Below are 22,391 nucleotides of genomic sequence, written 5' to 3'. Positions count from 1 at the left end.
TGGTTTTTATGCAGCCTTTCTGCCACGGAATATAAAGAAGATGATAGCTCCGGCAATGATTATACCGATAGCGCCGATCAGAAGTCCTCCTGCACCTCCGTCATCACCACCTTCAGCTGTCTCGGCAGCAGCGCTTTCTTCGTCAGAGGTTTCTTCTGTAGCTGCCTCATCTTCAACAGTTTCAGCTTCTTCTGTACCATTTTCCTCTTCTTCTGTAGCATCTTCTTCCTCAACGGCCTCATTGGCATCCACGCTAAAAGTGAATGCTTCTTCGGTCGTATGCCCGTCCTCCGCGAGCACTGTTAATTCTACCGTATAATCTCCCGATGGTAGCGGTTCTTGAAGGGTAGCGATGTAATCATTTCCCTCAATCGTTTCGTCAGCAAGTTCATGTTCGTTTCCTTCATCATCGGCCACCGTAGCCGTTGTTGCCGACTCAATGCCTGAATCGAAGAAAACCGTGATCGTCTCAACTTCTTCTTCAACTGTTGCACCATCCTTGGGGTTGAAATCTTCAGGATGTGCGTGTGCGAAAGCCGCGGACGCAAGGGCCAATGACATCAAAAACGTAGCTATGAAAATGTAAAAATATTTCAATTATTACCCTCCCAATTTTTTAAGGATGGCATGTCCATGTTCTATGGCAAGCCTAACATATAGGTATGTTACAAGCTCTCATTTTAAAAGAATATCACACAATTTTCATCTTTTTGTTTTTGGCATACACTATAATCGTACAGGCATGGGTTCTAGGAACCCATAATCACCAAAACCCATAGAGCCAGTGACCCGCGTAAGTTTGTGGGGAACAATACGCAAGTTGGCTCTCATGTCCTATTCACCCTTATGCCTTAAATAATTCCAAGATGTTGGACACGAATCGGACGAATCCGTCCAGTGCACGGATTTTAACCGCCCGTAGTGTCCATTTCTTTGTTGTTTCGGCTTTTTTCTTCGTCGTCTACTTATGACAATCACCTCCTTGCTCACGAGGTGATAGGGTTGTCACTGCTTATCAGCCGGGGGCTCTTGAAATGATTATACCATGGGAGGTTATACTAGGTGCCCAGTTTTTAAATATTTTGTTTAGAAGATAAAGTATAGTCTTTAATGATGATTAGCTACTTGCGGGAGGTCTGTCTGTAATTGGACAGCCTCCCTTCTTTTTTTTTTACAACTCATCAAACCCATTATCGGCGTCTACTTTTTCGTAGCTACGGTTGCGGGCTTCGAAAAAATCGGTTTTTGTTGCGTCGAAATTGTCGACGAAGGCTTTGATCCAGGGCATAGTGTTATCGTGGGCATCCGGATAAAGCGGGTCCAATCCAAGCATCTTCAACATTTTGTTGGCACGGTATTGGATATACGTGTGCATTTCATCCAGATCAATGCCGAAGATGCCATCGAGCACTTCATTGGACCAAGCGATTTCTGATTCAACCGCGTGTTGGAACTCATTTTTTACAAAGTCCGTGAACTCCGGCGTGTTTAAATGCGGGTTTTCGCCCAGGATGGCACGCAATAACTCAGACATGAATTTGCCGTGCACGAGCTCATCACGGTTAATGAAGCTGATGATTTGTGCGGTTGCATTCATCTTTTGCTGTCTGGCCAGGTTGTAAAAGAAGGCAAAACCGCTGTAAAAGAAGATTCCTTCCAGGATGAGTGAATAAATGATAACGTTGAGGAGTTTTTCTTCCGTCGGGTTTTCAATAAAGTCGTTATACGCGTCCATGATTCGTTGATTCCGAGCGATGATCGTCGGATTCGTTCTCGCGTCTTCAAAAATTTGTTTTTGGTCTTCGAAGCCGAATAAACTGGAAAGCACGTAAGAGTAACTTTCATTATGAACGACTTCCTGTTGCGCGATAACGGCAGCAATCGCGTGCACGCTGTCATCGCTGACATATTCACTTACGCCATGAATGAGTCGTCCTTGCGGTGTGTCCAGCGTGGCAAGGAGACCGATCGTTAGTTTGTAGGCACGCAGCTCTTCTGAAGATAATTCCATGATGGATTTATGGTCCGGGCTCATATTCACTTCATGCGGAATCCAGAAATTGGATAACAATTCCCGGTACGTGCGGTAAAAAGAAGGGTATGGAATGTCGTTCCAGTTTAAAATGCCGCTGGACCTTCCGTTAATAATGCCGGTGGATCGCACCGGATTTGCCGGCTCCATAATCGCTACTTTTTCCATGAGTTTGCTCATTATCAATCGCCTCCAACCAATTATAGATTTTTTCTTCGTCGCTTCTCGCGGGCATCTGTTCAATTTCCAACACCGGATAGGGGCTTTGATAATGTTTCGCTATCGTGTGTGCGGCCAGGCAATACGTATCTCCCCATTGCGTGTCCCCGGTACCGAAAGCAATGATTTGTTGACCGGGGAACGCGTAGGTCTCCATTAACTCTTCAATCGGTTCCGGAGGGAGATGGGCATCATCGGTGTACGTGCCGATGAAGATGGTTTCGTATTGTTGGATCACTTCGTCGGCATCTGCAATGGACAGGTCAAGAAAAGACCGCAAAGGCATGCGTTTGACGTTAGTATCATCATATTCCAGTAGTTGATGAATAAACATGGAAAGTTGTGCCGTATTGCCGCTTAAAGATTCGTATAAAATGAATGCACTTCGGAGCGCCATCAGCTTTGGCACCACTCGCATTCACGGATATCCACTTTACTGCTGCGTACATAATACGTCGTTTTTAGCCTCGATTTCCAAGCGGTTAAGTGCAAATCAAGCAGTGTTTTCGCCTTGATGGAAGCCGGGACATAAAGGTTAAAGGATTGCGATTGGTCGACGTGTTTTTGCCGCGCGGCGTTGTGCCGGATACTCGCGAACTGATCTTGTTGGAACGCGTTTTTTTCATAGTATTTGTAGTTTTCCCCGTCAATATCAGGCGCGGTCACGGTCACCCGGTAATCTTTTTTCTCCTCCACGTAGCTAGCCCCAAAGAACGGATCAATGCCTTGCGTGCTGCCGGCGATTAGGGCTGTGCTGCTGTTTGGCGCGACGGCCATCAAGTAGCCGTTGCGAATTCCGGTGTCCCGGATTTGTTCGGCCAATTCTTTCCAATGATCGTTGTTGGAGAAAGAAGCATCTTCATCTTGATCAAAATAGCCGTGCCGTTCAAAATAGCGCCCGCTTTCCCATTCCGAACCCGGAAAAGCAGGGTATGCCCCTTTTTCAATCGCGAGGTCCGCGCTTGCTTGAATGGTGCGATAAGCGATCTCTTCGTAGACCTGATCGGCGAGTTTTTCCGCTTGCACGTCATCCCACGCGATATGGTTCTGGGCGAGAAGATGATGCCAACCGAACGTTCCCAACCCGATGGCCCGGTATTTATGATTGGTCATTTGCGCTTGCACGACTGGAAGCTGATTGATATTGATGACGTTGTCAAGCATTCGTACCTGAATCGGGATCAAGCGTGGGAGGACATTGGCTCTAACGGCCCGTCCCAGATTGATCGATGAAAGGTTGCAAACGACAAAGTCGCCCGGCTTTTTACGAATGAGAATTTCCCCGTCGTCTTGGATTTGCTCGACGACAACGGTCTCGGACATATTTTGCATAATTTCCGTGCAAAGATTGGAACTGTAAACGATGCCTTCGTGTTTGTTTGCGTTCATGCGGTTGACTTCATCACGATAGAACATGTACGGGGTGCCGGTTTCCAACTGCGATTGCATGATCCGTTTCATCACATCGATTGCTTTTACTTTTTTACGGCTCGTCAGTTCATTGGACTGGACGCATTGCTCATAGCGTTCCCGGAACGTGCCGTTGCCTTTTTCCTCATCATAGCTGTCTTCCAGCGACCAGCCGAATACTTTACGGACTTCGTGCGGATCAAAAAGATACCAATCGCCGCGCGCCTCGACCGCTTCCATAAATACGTCGGGCAAGGAGACACCTGTAAAGACATCATGGGCGCGCTTGCGCTCATCCCCGTTGTTCAAACGTAAATCGAGAAATTCAAAAATGTCCGCGTGCCACACATCGAGATAAACAGCGACGGCTCCCGCGCGTGTGCCGAGCTGATCGACGCTCACGGCTGTATTGTTGATTTGGCGGATCCAGGGAACCACGCCCGAAGAAGTGTTTTTATACCCGCGAATGTCTGAGTTTGCGGCTCGAACTTTGCCGATATAAACCCCAACGCCGCCACCGTACTTGCTGACATTGGCAATGTCGGTGTTGCTGTCGTAAATGCCTTGCAAGCTATCGTCCACTGTGTCAATAAAACAGCTGGACAGTTGCCCCGCTTTCTTGCCGGCGTTGGCAAGTGTCGGCGTCGCCACTGTCATATAGAGGTTGGATAATGCCCAATAGGCCTCTTTCACAAGTTCCATGCGCTTGGAACGGTCTTCTTGGGACATAAGCGTGAGCGCGATGGTGAGCCATCGTTCTTGCGGCAACTCATAGACCTCCTTCCCATCAAAGCCTTTTGCGAGATAGCGATCATTTAAGGTCCGCAATCCGGCATATGTAAGAAGGTGATCTTTTTCAGGGTCAATGAACGAGGCAGCTTCTTCAATCTCTTCGCGTGTGTAGTCCCGGAGAATCATCGGATCATAGATCCCCAACTGGCCGAGACGTTTTTGCAGGCCGTAATAGCTGCCGTATTTTTGCTCGGCATCGTAGCTTCGGTTGTAGGCTGCTTTTTTGTACAAGTCCCTGAGGAAAATTTTTGAGGCAGCGTACGTCCATTCCGGCATTTCGATGTCGTTGTTTTCCGCGGCGGTCAAGAGTAATAGCTGAGTGATTTCTTCAGCGGAAAACTGCTCTTTTGCTTCAATCGTCTTGATGACTTTTTCTTTATACTGGTCAATATAGGATGGAATTTGAATGTCAGTCGTGACATCGTCGATAAATTTATACAGCCGTTCGCGATCAAATGGCATGGAGCGTGAGCCGCTCGCCTTTGTAATTTTCGTTGAAACTGTCGTCATGATTCGCCACTTCCAATCTTCAATTATCTATTATATCTTACCACATATAGTAGGGGAGTTAAACATCGGGCACAACAAATTGTGTTTCGGGAGGTCTGTAAAAAAGCATAGACACGTCCATCACGGCAAATTTCGGGGGAAAATTTATTTTTTTATTTTCTTTTATAAATAAAGGAACGATAACACGATTAACGTCATCCCAAGTAATACATAAACGATGGCGACAAACCAATCCCGTTTTGTTTGTTTAAAGTAATGGATGCTAAATAAACAGAGCGCCGTTCCGAATAGGATAATGCCACTGATCATATGGAAAAAAGCGACGAGGACAGCGAGGATGATAGCGGCGACGCCGATATGTTTAAACAAAACGAGCCCTCCTTGGTATCTGCCAGAAAAAAACAACGAGAAGCATCTCCCCGCCGTTTCCTTAGTGGTCGTCAACATCATACGTTTTTCAAATGCATTACCTTGGTTAATACTCCATCTGTCATTCTACCTAAAGTGGCATGATTTGTCGATTTGTTTTTCGTTCATTTTTTTTTCAATAGCAGGATATAAGGATAGCCGGCGACGAACATGTCAATAGCAAATGTTTGGCTGTTGCAACCAATAAACAGAGAGGATAAACTCTACAATAGGAAAGGGGAAACTTTAATGGCGGCGGAAGGCATCCCAATTCAAGTATCGATGACAACCGAAGTTCAACAGGGCGGGGAACAAAAAGATATCCACGTGAGTGGAAAAGGAGAGCTCGTGGAAAAAGAACGCGGCACCTATGTGACGTTTACGGAACAATTGCAAGATATTGGGGAAGTGAAAACCGTTATTAAAATTCAGCGGCCATCCGAACTGACCATTATTCGTTCGGGCGCGGTGTCCATGCGGCAAGCCTATGTGGAAGGGGAAGAGAAATCAGGCTCTTACGGAACCCCATATGGGACATTTGAAACATTGGCAAAAACAAAACATGTCCACGTGGACCGCCCAAATGAATCGCTGTTAAATGTTACATTGGATTATGATTTGGAATTACAAGGACAATTCGCCGGCAGTTATCAGGTGGCGATTGATGTTAAGGAGTCATAACATGAACATCTTGGAAGAAACGAAACAGAAGATTAGAGAAACGTTAAGCGAAGCTGTTATATCGAAAGGTTTTGCAAAGAAAGAAGAGATCCCGAAAATAATATTGGAAACGCCCAAAGACAAAAATTATGGCGATTACGCGTCGAACGTCGCGATGCAGCTCACGCGCATGGCGAAAAGGAACCCGCGGGAGATAGCGGAAGGAATCGTTGAACATTTTGATAAGGAGAAGGCCTCCGTGCGTACCCTTGAAGTGGCCGGCCCGGGGTTTATTAATATTTTCCTTGATCAGAGGTTCCTCCGTGAGGTCCTCCCAACGGTTCTTCACGAGGGCGCGGCGTACGGGCGCTCCAATGTAGGGGAAGGAACCTCTGTATTGGTGGAGTTTGTGTCAGCGAACCCGACGGGAGCACTGCACCTCGGCCACGCACGCGGCGCCGCTGTCGGTGATTCCCTTTGCAATATTCTCGATATGGCCGGGTATACGGTCGGGCGCGAGTACTATATAAACGACGCCGGCAATCAGATCGATAAATTGGCTTTGTCGCTTGATATCCGTTATTTGCAAGCGCTCGGTAGGGAAGCAGACATGCCCGAAGATGCTTATCAAGGTCCTGATATCACTGGCATTGCAGAACAGGTGGTGCAGGATCACGGGGAGGCGTTTGCCTCGCTGCCGGAACAGGAGAGACGGGAACGTTTTCGGAAACTAGGTCTTGACTATCTACTTGGAAAATTGAAGACAGACCTAAAAGATTTTCGGGTTTCTTTTGATACGTGGTTTTCCGAAACTTCGTTGTATACGGCAGGAAAAGTGGAGGAAACGCTCGAGACATTGCGAGCAAATGGAGAAGTCTATGACGAAGATGGGGCAACTTGGTTTCAGTCCACACGCTATGGCGATGACAAGGACCGTGTCCTCGTAAAAAATGACGGATCCTACACGTATTTGCTCCCGGACATCGCCTATCATAAAGACAAGCTGGACCGCGGTTTTGATAAGCTTGTTGACTTGTTCGGCGCTGACCATCATGGCTATATCGCCCGCATGCATGCAGCAATCCAAGCGCTTGGATATCCGAAAGAGAAACTGGATTTTCAAGTCGGGCAAAACGTCAATCTCGTCAAAGGCGGCGAGCGCGTGAAAATGAGCAAACGAACGGGGAACGCCGTAACGATGCGAGAACTGGCCGAAGAAGTGGGTTTGGATGCGACCCGTTACTTTTTTGCCATGCGCAGTGTGGACACACACTTGGATTTTGATATGGACCTGGCCGTCGAGGAATCCAATGAGAACCCCGTCTACTACGTGCAATATGCCCACGCCCGGATAAGCAGTTTATTTCGCCAGGCAGAAGAGAAAGGCGTCGCTTATGATTTGGATTCCGAACTTGATTTAAAATTGATCGAATCGGAAAAAGCATACGAGCTGTTGAAAAAAATCGGCGAGTTCCCGACTGTAGTGGCAGGAGCCGCGGAACAATATACCCAGCACCGTATTCCGAATTATTTACATGAACTGGCAGCAGTGTTCCATAGTTATTATAATGCAGAAAAAATCGTTGAGCCTAACGCCCCCGCCTTGACCCAAGTGCGGCTGGCGTTGGCGAATGCCGCACAAACGGTGCTCGCCAACGGCCTTACGCTCGTCGGCGTACATGCACCTGAAAAGATGTGAGATAAGTGGGTCTGTTGCCCGGATACTTCGCGTACCCGGGCTTTTTTGCACGTCGCGCCAAAGGAGCACATATACTGATCGTGTTCTATAATTGACCACGTACGCCTAAACTATTGCAAGTCGAAACAGGCACGGCATTGGCATGGAACGAGGGCAAAGAGAAACGAATATGTCGAAAAGATGGCTTCATTGGCATGAAAATAGAACAGAGGCGTGTGCAGAAGTCGAAGTGTGCACGGCATTGGCATAAAAAGAGAACAAAGCTGTGCTTGGTAGTCGAAGTAAGCATGGGAATGGAACAGACCTTCTGTTGATTTGGGATACGTGAATTCCGTCAAGCTTAACAATATCGGCGGTATCATCGTACTGATTGTCAGTGCACTTGGCGTTTAAAGTCTTGTGGAAGCGACTCTCGGCTTTATCACAGAAGTGTAGAGCGCATAAGTTGCCCACTCTCGGAAATCTTATGATTAGGGGGTGGCAACTTGTTTTTGTTTAAAAGTTTTGATGGCACTCGTTTGCATTATGATAAAAAGGGAGATGGTCAACCCCTTTATTTTTTTCATCCGCCGGGGGTAGGGGCGACGATCTTCAGAGAACAAGTCCCTCTTTCGCAAATGAGGAAAGTTGTCGCGTTAAATGCCCGTGGCCACGGGCTGAGCGAACTCGGAGATCAAGCCCTTACGATTGACCAATGGGCAGATGATACCTGTGCGCTTGCAAAGCATGAAAAAGATGAACGAATCATCGTTTGCGGATACTCACAAGGAGGCATGGGGGCACTTGCCTTTGCCCTTCGCTATCCGGAACGGACGGCAGGTGTCGTGTTAATCGGCGGCTTTCCCGATGTACATACATGGATATTGAAGCAAGCGCTTCGTTTAGGGATATGGACATCGGCGTTACAAGGGCAATTGTTGATTTCTTTGGTATTATCCCGGGCACACACATCCAATAAAACGACCCGCCGTATGATCGCGTCCTCTGTCAAAAGCGTGCAAGCTCAGACATTAAAACGTTGGTTTGAATTGGGCAAAAAAGCTAATTATCGCGAATCATTGCCCGAACTGTCCGCTCCGCTTCTGCTCATCTATGGGAAACGTGACCCCTATGCCAAAGCATACCAAGCAGACTTTTATTCCCGTGCAACCCGGGTACCGGTTCAATCTGTGTATATTGATGGCGTCGGCCACCAAGTTCCGACGAAGCGCTCCAATGAACTGAACGCGGTTTTAGCCAAATTCGCAAAGGAAGTCGGCGATTGACAAATGATTGGATTCGTTTATCATTCTCCATAGAATGGGAGGATGGAGACGATGCTCATAGATATTGAACATTTAACGCTGAAAAGAGATAAACACATCCTTAAAGACATCAATTGGCAAGTGAGGCGCGGCGAACATTGGGCGATGCTCGGGATGAACGGCGCCGGAAAAACAGCGCTTTTGAACGTGATTTGTGGATACGAATTTCCAACAAAAGGAACCGTCCGTGTGCTCGGTGAGACATTCGGGCATTACCCGTGGCAGGAACTGCGTAAAAAGATCGGGTGGGTCAGTTTTTCTTTTTCTGAAAAAATGCATGATCAACTGCAAAATATCGGCTTGGAAGTCGTGTTGAGCGGGAAGTTTGCGTCGATTGGTCTGCACGAGTATCCGGCAGATGAAGATATGGCGAAGGCAAAGGGAATAATGAATGACTTGGGGGTAGGTTACCTGGAAAAACAACCATACGCTCACATGTCCCAAGGGGAAAAACAACGAATGTTGATCGGACGAGCGCTCATGGCCGAACCCGACATCCTTCTGCTGGATGAGCCTTGCAACGGACTCGATTTTTTCGCCAAAGCGCAGTTGTTGCATACGGTCGAACAACTCGCGGAACGGCGGGAGACGACGATTATTTATGTCACACACCAAGTCGATGAAATTCTGCCCGTGTTTAAGCAAACGCTTTTAATCCGCAATGGAGAAGTGTTTGACGTCGGAAGAACCGACGAACTTTTGACTTCAGAGAAGCTTTCCGAATTCTGCCGCGCACCGGTTCGGATGCAGCACAAAAATGGTCATTACTCGCTTGAGGTTGAAGAACAGCAGTAGATCAAAGTAACGATACGGATCGCATTTTCTGTGGAAAAATGCGGTTTTTTTAACGAGGTAATTGCGATGTTCCAAAGGTCTTGTGATGCAAGGGCTGAGAGAAAGGCGAAAATAAATTTTCCCCCAAATTCGAACGCAATCATAAGTATAGCGGCGTTCAACAGTATCATTCACGAAACATTGATTCCAAAGGATAAAAGCTCTCTTGCATGAAAAGTGAGTACCAATGCTCAGTATCAGATTTGTTCTTTGGGTTTTGAGGACTCTTTGTGTTACGCGGGATCCATCGGAGTCCTCAGGAATGGTTTTAGCGGACTCTAAGCGATGCTTGGAATCCAAATGAGCCCTCAGGATTGTGTTTAGCGGACTCATAGCGCTGCACGGGATCCAAATGAGTCCTCAAGATCGGTTTTAGCGGACTCATAGCATTGCTCAGTATCCAAATGAGTCCTCAAGATTAGGGTTTGCGAACGCATAAAATGTTTGGCCGAGCGCCAAAAAGCTCCGAGTTACGAAAAAAACTTGAAAGTGACTCGTATCAATGATATGGGGGATCGTGCTTGTCATTGATACGATCTATTCATAGGGCGCCAAAAAATGGGGATAAGTCTAATATTAGTCGCGACTCATCGGTTGTGACGTCAAAGTCATCGACGTCTACTTTAATAAGTGAGGACAAAATAATAGGTAAAGCGTGAAACAATGTCCGCACCGGGTGCGGGTGAGGACGAAATAACAGGCAAAGCACGAAATAATGTCCTCACCATACAAGGAGAGTCGGAAAACAGCCTAAACATGGACCCCAACCCTCGAACTTACGCTATTATTGGAGCGACGTAGTCAATAATGGCATCGGACGATCGGTAAAACTATGCAAGCTTAAGTCTTGGATGCCCCGCTCTATTCATGAACGACTGTTATTAAGATACCCCCACACATTCCCCGCTTGCATCGCGGCTCCTATCGCTAATGCCTGCTCGTCGATGTCAAAACGTGACGTATGCCCTCCGTGGACAATCCCCTTTGCTTCATTGCGGACACCTAATCGGTAAAAAGCGCCGGGCACCTCCTCGGCGAAAAAAGAGAAGTCTTCGACGCCGAGGCTTGGTTTGGGAATCGTTGTCACACGATCCTTGCCGAGAAGCTCCACGCCCACCCCTTTCACAAGATCGACCATTTCATCGTCATTAATGAGTGCCGTGTAACCCGGTTCGATGGCAAGCTCAGCGCTGCCGCCCAATCCTTTCGCCACATTCCTCACAGTTTCTTGGATACGATCGAGTACGACCGCACGAACTTTCGGATCCAGTGTCCGCATGGTGCCTTGAAGACGAACACGGTCTGCAATGATATTAGGCTGTGTGCCGCCGGATACTGTACCGAACGTAACCACCGCACTTTCACGGGCATCGACGTTGCGGCTCACGACGGTTTGCAGTGCAGAAATGACTTGGGAAGCGATGATGATGGCATCTTTCCCGCCGGCAGGATAAGCAGCATGTGCCCCCTTCCCGTTTACCGTCAGTGAGAGAGCGTCTGACGATGCATTCATTTGCCCGTATCTAACACCGACGTTTCCGACCGGTAGTTCAGGGGCCACGTGCAATCCGAGCACCGCTTCAACCTGAGGATGTTCAAGCGCCCCTTCCTCGATCATCGGCGCGGCACCGCCAACGGTTTCTTCGGCAGGTTGGAAAAGCAACTTTACGTTTCCAGGCAGTCGGTCGCGAGTGGATGTGAGTATATAGGCAGCACCGAGTAAAATCGTCATATGGGCATCATGGCCGCAGGCATGCATCTTGCCATCATGTCTTGAGCGATAGGGAACGTCATTTTTCTCATGAATGGGAAGTGCGTCCATATCAGCCCTGAGCGCGATTGTTTTCCCATCGGGGTTGTTGCCTTCAATAACTCCTACAACGCCAGTATTGGCTATATTTTTTTTATACGGAATGTTTAGGGCATCCAGGTAATGACAAACCCTATCCATCGTGCGATGTTCATCCATTCCCAACTCGGGATACATATGAAAGTCCCGTCGGACCTCGGAAAGCCAAGGAAGCAACTGTTCGGCTTCTTGTATCACCATTAAATCACCGCGCTTTCAAGGATATCGATCTGTTGATGGGTCGCGTTGACATGGACATACGCGCCGAGTGGAAGCGTCAGTTGATCATTACCGTGTCCGGCTTGCACATTATAGACGGTTGGTTTTCCGTAGGGGGCGAGCATTCGTTCACAGACAGCAAGGACGTGATCCCCTTTTGGGAAAGCTTTTGATGCACAATTTGTACACGTGCCGAGCATAAAACCCGCTGCATCTTGCAATTTTCCCGCCAATGCCAATTGAGTAAGCGCCCGGTCCACCTGATAAGGCTCTTCGCCTACGTCTTCGAGAAAAAGAATTTTCCCACGTGTATCGATTTCGAAAGGGGTTCCCATCAACCCCGCGATAACGGATAAGTTTCCCCCCGTTAAAATACCGCCGGTTGCACCATGGATAAGTGTTTTGATTGGTTGATGGGGAGGGTTTTGCAAACGCTGCGACCAGCGTTCGCCTGTTAAGCTTTGCATGAAATGATCAACCGTAAAAGCGGGGGCATCGATCAGCTTGGTAGCCATTGGCCCATGAAACGTCATCATTTTTCCTTTTTGTTGGAGGGCGAGGTGTAATGCGGTGATATCGCTGTAACCGATCAGTAATTTTGCGTGCTTGGCAATTAAAGAATAATCCAAATAAGGAAGCAGTGCCGCGCTGCCATATCCTCCGCGCAAGCAAAGGATGCCGTCGACTTCAGGATCAACAAACAGCGTGTGCAGTTCCCCTACGCGACTACTGATATGACCGGCCAGAAAATTGGGATCGTCATTTTCAACATGACGGGCGAATTGGACGGAAAACCCAAGCGCTTCAACAGCTGTAATCGCTCGATCTATCGTTTCCATTTTGACAGGGCTCGCGGGCATCGCCAGTCCCAAGGTATCTCCGGGCCGGAGTGACCGGCTTTTTATTTTTTTCAAAACGCTCATTCCTCTCCGACATGTTTCTTATTTTTATGTTTATGATTGTAAAACTTGGCCCAAAACAAACAGATGAGTAAAACCGCGAGTTTTCGGGTATGGTAAACAAAACCAGGTCTTTAAGGAGGAGTTCGGTATGTCAAGTGAAGTGTTGAAAGAACGTATCGCCGACGTATTGAAGTTAAATCGCATCGGCGTATTATCCACGATAAAAGATAACCGTCCGTATGCCCGTTATATGACGTTTCACCACGAAGGGTTTACGCTTTTTACACCTACGGCCGAGGACACGCACAAAGTGGAGGATATCGAAGATAACCCTTATGTTCATATCCTTTTAGGCTATGAAGAAAGCGAACGGGGAGAAGCGTTTATTGAAGTGGAGGCAGAAGCAGAGATTGCCACAGATCCAGGTGATCGAAAAAAAGCCTGGTCCGAAAAAGTTGCGGAAAAATACAGCGGGCCTGATGATGATCGCTTTATCGTCCTCGTTTGCCGCCCGTTCGTCATTCGATACCGAAATGATGATGACCCGGAGGCGGCCCAAGAGATTCACCTCTAAAAAAAAGCTTGCGCCAGAAATTTGCGCAAGCCTGCAACCATGATTAAACGGTGAAAATACCCATGAAATAAGCAGCAATCAACATCACAATACTGAAACCCCACATCCAGAAAAAAGAATACTTAATGTGCATGCCCATATTAGCTCCGGCGAGGCCAATTGCGAGCCAAAGCGCGGGTGCGAATGGGCTTATGAATGTCCCAATAATGTTTCCGATCAACATGGCATAAGCGGTTGAATCAGCTGGCACGCCGAATTCACCAGCTGTTGCTTCCACCAACGGCAACATTGCGAAGTAATAAGCATCCGTACTTGTTAATAAGTCCATCGGCACCCCGAGTGCCCCCACGATCACATGAAGGTAGGGTCCGACAGCCTCGGGTAAAACCGCAAGCATGGATAAGGCGATCGAATCGAGCATACCGGAGCCATTGAGAACACCGAGAAAGACACCGGCGGCAAGAATCACGGAAGCCATCATGAGCGCGCTCGGTGCGTGGGCACGAACACGTCCCATTTGGTCGCTCACCGATCGGTAGTTCAAAGGTAAGGCAATCGCGACCCCGATCATAAATGCAAATTCCGGTGGAGCGATGTCAGCAACCATGAGCGTGATAATACCAATCGTAAGCGTGAGATTGATCCAAATCATGGACGGGTGCTTCACCCTTTTCTCTTCTGAAGCTTCTTCGGCTTCCTGTTGCCTTTTTGTAAAATCATCGGCAATGGCACGCACATCGACATAATCATTACGTTCAATTTCCCCATTTTCCACCCGCTTGGCAATTCTTCGTTTTTCTCGGATCCCAAGTAAAGCAGCGAGCCCCAGGACGAGAAAGAAGCCAAAGATTTGCAACGGGATAAGTGGGAACCATAAATCAACAGGATCCACGCCAAGCACTGAAGCTGCTCGCCCTGTTGCTCCGCCCCATGGCACCATGTTCATAACGCCGGCACTCGTTGCAATGATAAGCAATAACAAATACCTACTCATGTGAAGGGCATGATACAAAGGCAGTAAAGCTGGAATCGATAACAGAAAAGTGGTGGCACCGGCCCCATCCAACTGCACAAACGTACCGATCACGGCCGTCCCCATGGCGACGATAATGACATTTCCCTTTGTAGCAAGAATCATCCCGCGTACGAGGGGGTTAAATAACCCGCTATCTTGCATGATGCCAAAGAACGTAATTGCGAAAATAAACATAATCACAACATTCATGACTTGGCTGACGCCTTCTTCGAAGAAAGAAGTTATTTCCTCAAATCCGAAACCGGCAACAAGCGCTCCGATGATGGGAATAATTGTCATCCCCACAATTGGGCTAATTTTTCCTTTTATTAGGAGAGCAACGATTGAAACGATAATCGCTAAACCTATAAAGGTAAGAAAAACTGAGGTATCTTGTGCCATGCCTTTCTGCCTCCATCTCTATGTAAACGTTTTCCATAAGTAATATGACGGAGTAATTTTAAGGCAAATCTACTGAGAGGTCAATAGAACATAAATAACTAAAACAACTAATACTAGTACTTAATTTCTGAATTATTTCACTGAAGATTGCAGGTTAGTTAGAAAACTTCCGCTGATGGATGAGGGCGCCAGAACTTTCACTTATGATAGCTTCGTTTCCTTTTGTTGGAAAGGACAGAGCCAAAAAAAGAGTGAACGGATGCCCCCATCCGTTCACTCTGCACGTGTGTTTAAGAAGCGGTTGAATATTGAGGTGTTCCCTGTCTTTTTTTTGTAATGAATTGAATGGCAAAAATAAGCGCGAGAATGGCGAGGGCGATGGCATCTGTCATCATACCCGGCATGAGGAATAAAATCCCTCCGGCTGCCATTAATCCACTAAACAGGAAATGGAGTTTGTAGAGAAAATACCTCTCAGCAGCGATCCCGAGCATTAGCACGCCGATGATCGCGGATATAATAACAAGGATTCCGCTGGCTAAGGTCGTGTCAATCAATAATAATGCATCGTTATACACAAACATAAACGGAACGACAAATCCGGCGAGTGCTAACTTCAAAGCCTGGAACCCGGTTCGCATCGGACCGGCACCGGATAAACCTGCTGCCGCAAAAGCCGCGAGTGCCACAGGTGGTGTAATGTTGGCAAAAATTCCGAAGTAGAACACGAACAAGTGCGCTACGATCGGCTCAATTCCGAGTTGTACAAGCGCAGGTGCTGCCATTGTGGCTGTAATAATATAAGCGGGAATACTCGGCATCCCCATCCCGAGAACAATACAGGCAACCATCGTAAATAAAAGGGTGAGGAAAAGACTCTCTCCACCGATGGCAACGATGGCGTTCGCCAGGTTAAGCCCGAAACCGGTAATGCTGGATACACCGACGATAATTCCGACCGTTGCACAGGCAATCGCTACGCTTACTGTTGTGCGAGCGCCCGATTCTAGCGCGTCAATTAAATCTTTAACGTTCATACGGGTCGTTTTTCGCAATGAACTAATGATAATCGTAACGATAATCGTACTTGCAGCTGAGAACAGGATCGTCGTGCCGCTAAAGAACAGCATATAAACGAGAAACAAGATCGGCAACAGCAAATGACCGCGTTCTTTTAGCACGTCGCTCAGTTTTGGAAGTTCTGCGCGCGGGATACCGGACAAATTGTCTTTTGTTGCACGCATGTGAACTTGCGAAAGTATGCCGAGATAGAAAAGCAACGCAGGCAAGATGGCAATGAGAACAATATTGGTATATGGCACACCCAATGTCTCCGCCATAATAAAAGCAGCGGCTCCCATGATTGGTGGGAGGATTTGGCCGCCAACAGACGCGGAGGATTCTACGGCACCGGCAAAGACGCGGTTATATCCAATCTTTTTCATTAATGGAATGGTAAAGTTACCGGTGGTTACCGTGTTGGCAATTGCTGATCCGTTGATGCTGCCAAGGAAACCGGATGCGATTACGGATACCTTAGCCGGCCCGCCTCGCGATTTACCGGTAAGTGCCATCGCTAAATCATTGAAGAGTTGTCCCATCCCGGATTTTGCCAGAAAGGCACCAAATAAAATAAAAAGAATAATATAAGTGGATGAAACCCCGATGGCGGTACTGAAAATCCCTTCTGTCGTCATGTAAAATTGTTCCGCGAGTTGCGACCAGTCATAGCCTCTGTGTTGAAAAAGACCCGGCAGATCGTTCCCGAACATGGCGTATAAAACAAACAGAAAAGCGAGAATCGGCAAAGCAACGCCGGTCACACGTCGTCCGGCCTCGAAAACGAGAACCACCAATAATGTTCCCATGACAATATCTTCCGTAATCGGCAAACCACCGCGGGTGACAATGTCTTCATAATTAACAAACAGGTAAATCGTGGATGGAATCGATAAAAGACCAAGAATGAGGTCATACCACGGCAGTCGATCTCTCCTTGCTTTTTTCGTGGGCGGAAAAAGAAGGAAAACGAGAATAAGAACGAGGGAAACGTGTAAAGCCCGGTGGACGAGCACCGGCACCGGCGGACCGGTAAACGCGGTGGTCAGATGATACAGGGACATACCTACCGCGATAAGCGTAACAAGAATCGCGAGAAAACGATTATCAAAGCTGCGAAATCGTGACTCTGTATCATATTTTTCAAGCACTTCTTGCTGGTTTTGATCTACCTGTTCATCGCTGCGATCCTTTGTCATGATGGTCACCTTCTTTCTTTGGAAACGTTAACCGGAAAAATAAAACAACGAGCGTTCGACTTTCATTTCGATTGCTGTTTGATCGGGGAGGTCTGTCGGTTCAATGGTTGTCTCATCACCGACCGTGATTGTGAAGTCGGCATGATGAGAGTGAAACCAGTTGTAGGTTTCATATACTTCATTTATACCTGAGATGACAATGAACCCGTCCTCGATAGATACGGTTCCGCTGGTGTTTTCCGGGGCACCTGCCCCATAGGATTGGAATTGTGTCTCGACCATGATTAAATCTCCGTCTTCGCTGATCCGCAATGTTTCCACCCAGGGCGTATGCTCCACAGAATGGGTCCAGGAAACGTCCACTTCGTCTCCCGCTGCTACTTTTTCTTGAAAATAAATCTCGTCGCTTCGCGGGGAATATAAAGTGAGAGAATAGGGATTTGGAAATAAATGAAAAAAGACAGAAACAATTATAGCGATAACGACGAAGAGCGTCATTTTTTTCATAGAGAATAAGGTGAGGGAGCAGTCAAGGCCGCTCCCTCATTCCCCCTCGCTTTCCTTTATTCGTCGGAGAGTACGCCTTCTTCTTCAAAGTATTGTTCAGCCCCCGGATGCATAGGAACGTTTAACCCTTCCTCCACATTTTCAATATCGATATCTTCGGCAGCGTCGTGGGACGTGTGAATTTCATCAAGGTTTTCATAGAATAGTCGGGTGACTTCATAGACTTCTTCATCCGAAAGGTCCGGGTTCGGGATCAAAAGGTTTGTGATCGATGCAGTCTGAATATCTTCCTCGTTATCGTACGTGTCTGCGGGAACTTCATCTTCAATGAAGAATGGATAATGTTCTGCCAAATACTCCAACCCTTCGTCTTCCAGTTCTACAACGGTCACATCATCGGTACTTGCCAAATCCATGGCTGCTGAGTTTGGCACACCGCTTGTGACAAAGGCGGCATCAATGACGCCGTTACGAATTTGATCAATCGCTTCGCCGTAAGGGAGATAATCTTCATTAATATCGTCGTAACTCATCCCATGGGCTTCAAACATCATACGTGCATTCAGTTCAACGCCGGAATTTGCGTCGCCGACCCCAACATTTGCCCCTTCAAGGTCGGAAAACGTTTCAAGGCCGGAATCTGTTGTTGTGATGATTTGCACAACATTCGGATATAAACCGCTGATTCCAACGAGGTTCTCTTGTGGTTCCTCATCTTCAAACGAGCCGAACCCTTCATACGCTTGCTCAACGGCATCGGCCATAACAATGGCGAGTTCGGCCTGATCACTTTGCAACAGGTTAATGTTCTCGACAGAAGCGCCTGTTGCCTGAACAGACGTATCGATGCCTTCCGCTTCATAAATATTGGACATGGCACCGGCAATCGGATAATAAACCCCGGATGTGCCACCGGCCGCGATAGTGACGAACATGTCATCCGTAACGGTTTCTTCTTCATTACCGCCTGCTTCTTCCTCTCCGTTTCCGCAAGCGCTTACAATTAAAGCAGAAGCGACCATAATGCCAAGAAATTTAATGAAAGGTGATTTATTCATGAGGGTTCCTCCTTGTAAAAATAATCGTAAAATGCATTATAAAACTATCACATAGACAGACGGTATGCAAATAATTATACTCAAATTACGCAATCAAAAAAAATTGAAAAAATAGCAGGAAATAACTATTTTTTACGTTCCTTCATAATAAAAAACCCCCGTTTTAAAAACGACGGTTTGTAACTGAAAAAGTTATAGAAGGTCCGAGATCCATGTGGCGCCTTTGGTTTTGAGGTTCTCCAACCATGTTCGGTTCTCTACGTCCTGGATGGTTATTTTTTTAGCTGTTTGCATGTCTTTTCTTACGACGGCTTCTGCTTCTTCTATCATTTTTCCTTCGTCATGAAAAAAAAGATCCAATTCATCGTTTAAGAAAAAGCTGCGTTTATCAAATTTCGCCGAACCGATATTTGCGAATTTGCCATCGATGATGATCGCTTTGCCATGAAAAAAACCGGAGGTGTATTCATATATGGTGCAGCCTGCCTGCAATAATTCCCGAAAGTAAGCATAGGCTGCATCGTGGACGAGCGGGTGATCTTTTTTTTGCGGGATAAGCACATCGACCTTCACCCCACGTTCGCCCATGTTGACAACAGCATCTTGAATGCGCCCGCCGGGAACATAATAGGGACTTGCAATCATCGCGTACGTTTTTGCGGAATCAAACCAATCGATGAGATGATCGGCGTAACCGAGTCCCTCGCTCGCAAGTAACTGCAAGGGCTCCGATCCTTGCTCTGCAGTGGAGGGCATGAGGTTTGCCGGGGGGGCTCCGCCTGCTTCTGCCCAGTCGTCCAGAAAGACTTCCTGCAAATCAGCGACGCCTTCTTTTTCCATCCGTACATGATAGTCGCGCCAGTACCCTAATTTGTCTTTCCCTACATATTCATCTCCAACATTGAAGCCGCCGAGATAGGCGACCTTACCGTCAACAACCGTAATTTTACGGTGGTAGCGGCGGTTTGCGCTGTAAAAAATAAACGGGAATTTGGGTTTGTGCGCATAAGCGAAGGAAATGCCCGAATGCTTTAAACGATTGGTGGTAGCGTTCGCAAGTCTGCTTCCAAAGCGATCGACAAGCAATTTCACCGTTACGCCGTCCCGTGCTTTCCGTTCCAAAAGGGCCAACAGTTGCGTGCCAATCCCGGGTTCTTTGATAATAAAAACCGATGTATGCACATGATCTTGCGCCTGCTCAATGTCCGCAAACAAGCGTTGAAAAAACCTCCGTCCGTCTTTCATGAGTTCGGTGTCGCTATGGCGAAGGGGATAAATTTTAGCGGTTGAAGCCAGCTGTTGATGGCGTTTGCGGCCAAGGCGGAAATCAATGATGAACCAAATCGCGATGAGCAGTACAAGTACGATAATTGTAATGACAATCGTCGTGAACATAGCAAATCCCTCCGTTTTTAACCTTCTTTTACTATGCCCATAATTTTTTATCTCATTACGGTGTTTTTAAGGGGCGAACGTTCAACGAAACGATACCTCCATTCGAACTGAATAAAAAAATGAATAGCCATTCAGTGTTTTTTTTGTTATACTTGTCTAAATGAAAAAGATATATGCAACGGAAAGGAGAAGTTGAGAGTGGAGGATATATTTTTTTGGACACATGTAATCGCTTTTATAGCGGTGACGTTCTATGCCCTGTTTTTATTTTATAGACTTGTGAAAACACGGGTTGATTTTATACGCCTAGGGGATAAACCGAATTTCATCTATTCTGCGAAGGAACGATGGAAAGCGGTCATGGTCAATGTGTTTGGCCAAAAGAAGTTGTTGAAGGATAAAAAAAGCGGGATTATTCACGTTATTTTTTTCTACGGCTTTCTTATTGTTCAACTCAGCGCGATTGATGTTATTTGGAAGGGCTTAAGTAACGGAGGGCACTTGCCGTTCGGGCCACTTTATTCTTTTTTTACATTATCGCAGGAAATTGTTGTTCTAATCATTCTTTTCGGAGTAGTATGGGCTTTTTATCGCCGTTATATAGAGAAGATCGTTCGCTTAAAGCGCGGCTGGAAAGCCGGGATCGTTCTCATTCTACTCAGTGGCGTTATGGTGTTTAAATTGGCGACAAAAGGAGCGGGCCATGTGTGGTTTGCCGGTAGCGCGCCAAACATTTACGAACCTGCGTCTTCCGTGATCGCACTCGCGATTGAGCCACTGGGGGCTACGGCAGCGGGTGCTCTATTTTACGTATTCTGGTGGGCGCACTTGTTGTTTTTGCTTACGTTCCTTGTGTATATTCCACAATCCAAGCACGCCCACCTTATCGCTGCACCGGCCAATGTGTTTGTGGGACCGACGCACCCGACAGGAAAATTGGAATCGATTGATTTTGAAGATGAAACAAAAGAAGAATTTGGAAAGAACAAAATTGAAGATTTTGATCAAAAGCAGTTGATGGATCTATACGCTTGCGTCGAATGCGGACGCTGTACGAATATGTGCCCGGCAACGGGAAGCGGCAAGATGCTCTCACCGATGGATTTACTCATTAAAATGAGGGACCATTTGACCGAAAAAGGCGCGGCCATCACGTCCCAATCCCCTTGGATGCCGGCGTATGCATTTAGTAGCGCGACAGCGAATCAGTTGGCTGCCGAAGGCGGGAACGATGAAGTCGCGGCAACGAAAGATGTTCATAGCATGAATTTGATCGGCGATGTCATTACCGAAGAGGAACTTTGGGCTTGCACCACTTGCCGTAACTGTGAAGATGCTTGCCCGGTGGCGAATGAACACGTCGACAAGATTCTTGACATGCGACGCTACCTCGTTCTTACCGAAGGGAAAATGGATGCAGATGCACAACGAGCGATGACGAACATTGAACGCCAAGGAAATCCGTGGGGCATCAACCGTAAAGAGCGCGAAAATTGGAGAGACAGCCGTGAGGACATTGAAGTGCCGACGGTAAAAGAACTAAATAAAAAAGATGAATCCTTTGACTATCTTTTCTTCGTCGGATCTATGGGTTCTTACGACAAGCGCAGCCAGAAGATCGCGGCTTCGTTTGCCAAGCTTCTAAATGAAGCAGGCGTTTCCTTTGCGATTCTCGGAAACAAGGAAAAGAACTCCGGAGACACTCCTAGACGGATCGGCAACGAGTTTCTTTTCCAAGAACTCGCGACGAAAAATATTGAGGAATTTGAGAAGAATGACGTGAAACGGATTATTACCATTGACCCGCACGCGTACAACATGTTTAAAAACGAGTATCCGGAATTCGGCTTGGAAGACGTGGAAATCTACCACCATACGGAATTCCTCTTCCAATTGTTGGAAGAAGGGAAATTGAAACCAACTCAAGCCGTCAACGAAACGATCACGTATCATGATTCTTGTTACCTCGGCCGTTATAACGACGTCTACGATCCACCGCGTGAAATCTTAAGAGCCGTTCCCGGCCTTAACGTCGTCGAGATGAAACGAAACCGTGAAGAAGGAATGTGCTGCGGTGCCGGTGGCGGCATGATGTGGATGGAAGAAGAGGCCGGACAAAGAGTGAACGTTGCACGAACGGAACAGGCGTTGGAAGTGGATCCAACGATGATCGGAAGCGCTTGCCCATATTGCTTGACGATGCTCAGTGACGGCACGAAAGACAAAGGCCTAGAAGACGATATTGAAACACTTGATGTTGTGGAAATTTTAGAGCGTTCCGTTGTAGGCACCGGCGAAAAAGAAAAAACGGCGTAAAACGCAAGGAATGGAAAGGGAGAAATCG

Annotated in this window: 18 protein-coding genes; 6 read left to right on the top strand and 12 right to left on the bottom strand. The window is 47.2% G+C overall.

What is annotated here, in order from left to right; translation table 11 throughout:
• Positions 1 to 6: 6 nt before the first annotated feature.
• The 5 genes from DT065_RS10600 to DT065_RS10580 form a co-directional block, all read right to left on the bottom strand.
• Positions 7 to 597 carry a copper resistance CopC family protein gene (locus DT065_RS10600; protein WP_114373200.1) on the bottom strand — a complete coding sequence of 197 codons (591 nt, stop codon included), beginning with the start codon at positions 595 to 597 and terminating at the stop codon, positions 7 to 9.
• Positions 598 to 1,171: 574 nt separating this feature from the next.
• Complete coding sequence (locus DT065_RS10595) at positions 1,172 to 2,212, bottom strand: ribonucleotide-diphosphate reductase subunit beta (RefSeq protein ID WP_114373198.1); 1,041 nt, start codon at positions 2,210 to 2,212, stop codon at positions 1,172 to 1,174.
• The gene (locus DT065_RS10590) at positions 2,142 to 2,648 is read right to left on the bottom strand and encodes a class Ib ribonucleoside-diphosphate reductase assembly flavoprotein NrdI (protein WP_160112508.1); all 507 of its coding nucleotides are present in this window, start codon (positions 2,646 to 2,648) and stop codon (positions 2,142 to 2,144) included. The genes DT065_RS10595 and DT065_RS10590 overlap by 71 nt, the downstream gene beginning before the upstream one ends.
• Entirely contained in the window at positions 2,648 to 4,963 is a 2,316-nt protein-coding gene (locus DT065_RS10585) for a ribonucleoside-diphosphate reductase subunit alpha (protein WP_114373194.1), read from the bottom strand. The genes DT065_RS10590 and DT065_RS10585 overlap by 1 nt, the downstream gene beginning before the upstream one ends.
• Before the next feature lie 162 nt (positions 4,964 to 5,125).
• Positions 5,126 to 5,332: a hypothetical protein gene (locus tag DT065_RS10580; protein WP_114373193.1), complete on the bottom strand. Its 207-nt coding sequence runs from the start codon at positions 5,330 to 5,332 to the stop codon at positions 5,126 to 5,128.
• A 288-nt stretch (positions 5,333 to 5,620) separates the two neighbouring features.
• On the opposite strand from DT065_RS10580, the gene DT065_RS10575 reads away from it, so the two are divergent.
• The 4 genes from DT065_RS10575 to DT065_RS10560 all read left to right on the top strand — a co-directional run bounded on the left by DT065_RS10575 (position 5,621) and on the right by DT065_RS10560 (position 9,829).
• The gene (locus DT065_RS10575) at positions 5,621 to 6,052 is read left to right on the top strand and encodes a YwiB family protein (RefSeq protein ID WP_160112507.1); all 432 of its coding nucleotides are present in this window, start codon (positions 5,621 to 5,623) and stop codon (positions 6,050 to 6,052) included.
• Between the two features lies 1 nt (position 6,053).
• The gene (argS, locus tag DT065_RS10570) at positions 6,054 to 7,730 is read left to right on the top strand and encodes an arginine--tRNA ligase (RefSeq protein WP_114373189.1); all 1,677 of its coding nucleotides are present in this window, start codon (positions 6,054 to 6,056) and stop codon (positions 7,728 to 7,730) included.
• A 485-nt stretch (positions 7,731 to 8,215) separates the two neighbouring features.
• On the top strand, positions 8,216 to 8,995 hold the full coding sequence (locus DT065_RS10565; RefSeq protein WP_114373187.1) for an alpha/beta fold hydrolase: 780 nt from the start codon (positions 8,216 to 8,218) through the stop codon (positions 8,993 to 8,995).
• 51 nt (positions 8,996 to 9,046) lie between these two features.
• On the top strand, positions 9,047 to 9,829 hold the full coding sequence (locus tag DT065_RS10560; protein ID WP_227002556.1) for an ABC transporter ATP-binding protein: 783 nt from the start codon (positions 9,047 to 9,049) through the stop codon (positions 9,827 to 9,829).
• 904 nt (positions 9,830 to 10,733) lie between these two features.
• On the opposite strand, the gene DT065_RS10555 is transcribed toward DT065_RS10560, so the two are convergent.
• Both DT065_RS10555 and DT065_RS10550 read right to left on the bottom strand, forming a co-directional pair.
• The gene (locus tag DT065_RS10555) at positions 10,734 to 11,918 is read right to left on the bottom strand and encodes a M20 metallopeptidase family protein (protein ID WP_114373183.1); all 1,185 of its coding nucleotides are present in this window, start codon (positions 11,916 to 11,918) and stop codon (positions 10,734 to 10,736) included.
• A complete protein-coding gene (locus DT065_RS10550; protein WP_160112506.1) occupies positions 11,918 to 12,850 on the bottom strand; it encodes a S66 peptidase family protein in 933 nt (310 codons plus the stop codon). The genes DT065_RS10555 and DT065_RS10550 overlap by 1 nt, the downstream gene beginning before the upstream one ends.
• Positions 12,851 to 12,986: 136 nt before the next feature.
• On the opposite strand from DT065_RS10550, the gene DT065_RS10545 reads away from it, so the two are divergent.
• Positions 12,987 to 13,412: a pyridoxamine 5'-phosphate oxidase family protein gene (locus DT065_RS10545; protein ID WP_114373179.1), complete on the top strand. Its 426-nt coding sequence runs from the start codon at positions 12,987 to 12,989 to the stop codon at positions 13,410 to 13,412.
• 43 nt (positions 13,413 to 13,455) lie between these two features.
• On the opposite strand, the gene DT065_RS10540 is transcribed toward DT065_RS10545, so the two are convergent.
• The 5 genes from DT065_RS10540 to DT065_RS10520 form a co-directional block, all read right to left on the bottom strand.
• The gene (locus DT065_RS10540) at positions 13,456 to 14,829 is read right to left on the bottom strand and encodes a CitMHS family transporter (RefSeq protein WP_114373177.1); all 1,374 of its coding nucleotides are present in this window, start codon (positions 14,827 to 14,829) and stop codon (positions 13,456 to 13,458) included.
• A 290-nt stretch (positions 14,830 to 15,119) separates the two neighbouring features.
• Positions 15,120 to 17,087: a TRAP transporter permease gene (locus DT065_RS10535; RefSeq protein ID WP_114373175.1), complete on the bottom strand. Its 1,968-nt coding sequence runs from the start codon at positions 17,085 to 17,087 to the stop codon at positions 15,120 to 15,122.
• 27 nt (positions 17,088 to 17,114) lie between these two features.
• On the bottom strand, positions 17,115 to 17,450 hold the full coding sequence (locus tag DT065_RS10530; RefSeq protein WP_160112505.1) for a DUF1850 domain-containing protein: 336 nt from the start codon (positions 17,448 to 17,450) through the stop codon (positions 17,115 to 17,117).
• A 200-nt stretch (positions 17,451 to 17,650) separates the two neighbouring features.
• A complete protein-coding gene (locus tag DT065_RS10525; RefSeq protein ID WP_114373171.1) occupies positions 17,651 to 18,652 on the bottom strand; it encodes a TAXI family TRAP transporter solute-binding subunit in 1,002 nt (333 codons plus the stop codon).
• A 192-nt stretch (positions 18,653 to 18,844) separates the two neighbouring features.
• Complete coding sequence (locus DT065_RS10520; RefSeq protein WP_114373169.1) at positions 18,845 to 20,047, bottom strand: phospholipase D-like domain-containing protein; 1,203 nt, start codon at positions 20,045 to 20,047, stop codon at positions 18,845 to 18,847.
• Between the two features lie 198 nt (positions 20,048 to 20,245).
• Here DT065_RS10520 and DT065_RS10515 point away from each other — a divergent pair, with 198 nt between their 5' ends.
• Entirely contained in the window at positions 20,246 to 22,363 is a 2,118-nt protein-coding gene (locus DT065_RS10515) for a heterodisulfide reductase-related iron-sulfur binding cluster (protein WP_227002555.1), read from the top strand.
• Positions 22,364 to 22,391 lie beyond the last annotated feature (28 nt).

This window comes from Salicibibacter kimchii (assembly GCF_003336365.1).
Lineage (GTDB): Bacteria > Bacillota > Bacilli > Bacillales > Marinococcaceae > Salicibibacter > Salicibibacter kimchii.
Note: the sequence above shows the minus strand (reverse complement) of the source record. Positions and strands in the feature narration are given on the sequence as shown.

Bases quoted from the DNA above. Each gene is read 5' to 3' on its own strand.
- DT065_RS10595 (WP_114373198.1), bottom strand. From the start codon at position 2,212: ATGAGCAAACTCATGGAAAAAGTAGCGATTATGGAGCCGGCAAATCCG.
- DT065_RS10590 (WP_160112508.1), bottom strand. From the start codon at position 2,648: ATGGCGCTCCGAAGTGCATTCATTTTATACGAATCTTTAAGCGGCAAT.
- DT065_RS10585 (WP_114373194.1), bottom strand. From the start codon at position 4,963: ATGACGACAGTTTCAACGAAAATTACAAAGGCGAGCGGCTCACGCTCC.
- DT065_RS10575 (WP_160112507.1), top strand. From the start codon at position 5,621: ATGGCGGCGGAAGGCATCCCAATTCAAGTATCGATGACAACCGAAGTT.
- argS (WP_114373189.1), top strand. From the start codon at position 6,054: ATGAACATCTTGGAAGAAACGAAACAGAAGATTAGAGAAACGTTAAGC.
- DT065_RS10560 (WP_227002556.1), top strand. From the start codon at position 9,047: ATGCTCATAGATATTGAACATTTAACGCTGAAAAGAGATAAACACATC.
- DT065_RS10555 (WP_114373183.1), bottom strand. From the start codon at position 11,918: ATGGTGATACAAGAAGCCGAACAGTTGCTTCCTTGGCTTTCCGAGGTC.
- DT065_RS10545 (WP_114373179.1), top strand. From the start codon at position 12,987: ATGTCAAGTGAAGTGTTGAAAGAACGTATCGCCGACGTATTGAAGTTA.
- DT065_RS10540 (WP_114373177.1), bottom strand. From the start codon at position 14,829: ATGGCACAAGATACCTCAGTTTTTCTTACCTTTATAGGTTTAGCGATT.
- DT065_RS10535 (WP_114373175.1), bottom strand. From the start codon at position 17,087: ATGACAAAGGATCGCAGCGATGAACAGGTAGATCAAAACCAGCAAGAA.
- DT065_RS10525 (WP_114373171.1), bottom strand. From the start codon at position 18,652: ATGAATAAATCACCTTTCATTAAATTTCTTGGCATTATGGTCGCTTCT.
- DT065_RS10520 (WP_114373169.1), bottom strand. From the start codon at position 20,047: ATGTTCACGACGATTGTCATTACAATTATCGTACTTGTACTGCTCATC.